Source organism: Hydrogenophaga sp. (genome assembly GCF_028698005.1).
Classification (GTDB): domain Bacteria; phylum Pseudomonadota; class Gammaproteobacteria; order Burkholderiales; family Burkholderiaceae_C; genus Hydrogenophaga.
In genome coordinates this window covers 1-1,640 of sequence record NZ_JAQVEJ010000148.1, presented here as the reverse complement: position 1 = coordinate 1,640, position 1,640 = coordinate 1, and the positions used below count along the sequence as shown (strand labels likewise).

The following is a 1,640-nucleotide window of genomic DNA, read 5'->3' as shown; positions in this document are numbered from 1 at the left end:
AGCGGCGCAGGGGGGAGTCCCTCAGTTCGGCAGCTTGCCTTCCACGCCCTTGACGTAGAACTTGATGCCGCCCAGGAAGGCGTCGTCGGCCACCTGGCCGTCGGCCAGCACTTCCTTGCCGTCCTGATCGGCGATCGGGCCCTTCCAGATGGCGAAGGAGCCATCCTTCAGACCGGCCTTGATCTCGTCGATCCGGGCCTTGACCTCGGCGGGCACGTCCTCGGCGATCGACACCAGGTCGATCGCGCCTTCCTTGTGACCCCACCACGAGCCGGTGTTGCCCTGCCAGGAGCCGTCCAGCGCCTCGGCCACGGCCTTCTTGTAGTACGGCGCCCAGTTGATGACGGCCGAACCCAGGTGGGCCTTGGGGCCATAGGCGGTCATGTCGGAGTCCCAGCCAAAGCCGCGCTTGCCCATTTTTTCGGCCGTCTGCAGCACGGCCGACGAATCGGTGTTCTGCATCAGGATGTCGGCGCCGCCGTTGAGCAGCGAGGTGGCCGCCTCGGTTTCCTTGGGTGGATCGAACCAGGCATTGACCCAGACCACCTTGGTCTTGATCTTCGGGTTCATCGACTGCGCGCCCAGCGTGAAGCTGTTGATGTTGCGGATCACCTCGGGAATCGGCACCGAAGCCACCACGCCCAGCGTGTTGGACTGGGTCATCGCACCGGCGATCACGCCCGCCAGGTAGGCGCCTTCGTAGGTGCGGCTGTCGTAGGTGCGCAGGTTCTCGGCCTGCTTGTAGCCGGTCGCGTGTTCGAACTTCACGTCCTTGAAGTCGGCCGCCACCTTGAGCATGGGCTCCATGTAGCCGAAGGTGGTGCCGAACACCAGCTTGTTGCCCTGACCGGCCAGGTCGCGCAGGACACGCTCGGCGTCGGCGCTTTCGGGCACGTTCTCGACAAAGGTGGTGACGACCCGGTCGCCGAACTCGGCCTCGACGGCCTTGCGGGCGTTGTCATGGGCGAAGGTCCAGCCGCCGTCACCCACCGGGCCGACATAGGCGAACGCCACCTTCAGCGGCTCGGCCTTGGGGGCCTCGGCCACGGGCGCCGCCTCCGGCGCAGGTGCCGGCTCTTCTTTCTTGCCACAGCCTATCAGGGCCGCGCTGGCCACGGCCGTCAGGGCCGCCAGCTTGATGAGGGAACGCTTGTTCAGGTCGGTCATGGAAACCTCTTGGTGGGTTGAGGGAGTAAAGAATGGAAAAAATGATTATGAACGGTCACGCACCCGGGTAGAACGGTTTGCCCATGGACGCGGGCATGTTGATGCGAATCCAGGTCGGGTTGCGCGAGATCAGCACCAGCACCACCACGGTGGCCAGGTAAGGCATCATGGTCAGGATCTGGCTCGGCACCTGCACACCCATGCCCTGCAAATGGAACTGCAACATGGTCAGGCCACCGAACAGGTAAGCACCAAGCAATACCCGTGCCGGACGCCAGGTGGCAAAGGTGGTCAGCGCCAGGGCGATCCAGCCCTTGCCGGCGATCATGCCCTCGACCCACAGCGGGGTATATATCGTGGACACGTAGGCCCCCGCCAGGCCGCACAGCGCCCCACCGGCCACCACGGCCAGCAGCCGGATGCGCCGCACCGGGTAGCCCAGGGCGTGCGCCGATTCGGGGCTTTCGCCCACG

At 65.4% G+C, this 1,640-nt stretch carries 2 protein-coding genes; both read right to left on the bottom strand.

Features of this window, described 5'->3' with window-relative positions:
- Nucleotides 1-21: 21 nt before the first annotated feature.
- On the bottom strand, nt 22-1,167 hold the full coding sequence (locus tag PHQ87_RS12890; RefSeq protein ID WP_300234979.1) for a BMP family ABC transporter substrate-binding protein: 1,146 nt from the start codon (nt 1,165-1,167) through the stop codon (nt 22-24).
- Between the two features lie 55 nt (nt 1,168-1,222).
- A partial coding sequence (locus PHQ87_RS12885; RefSeq protein ID WP_300234976.1) for an ABC transporter permease occupies nt 1,223-1,640 on the bottom strand: 418 nt, incomplete at its 5' end.

Bases quoted from the DNA above. Each gene is read 5' to 3' on its own strand.
- PHQ87_RS12890 (WP_300234979.1), bottom strand. From the start codon at position 1,167: ATGACCGACCTGAACAAGCGTTCCCTCATCAAGCTGGCGGCCCTGACG.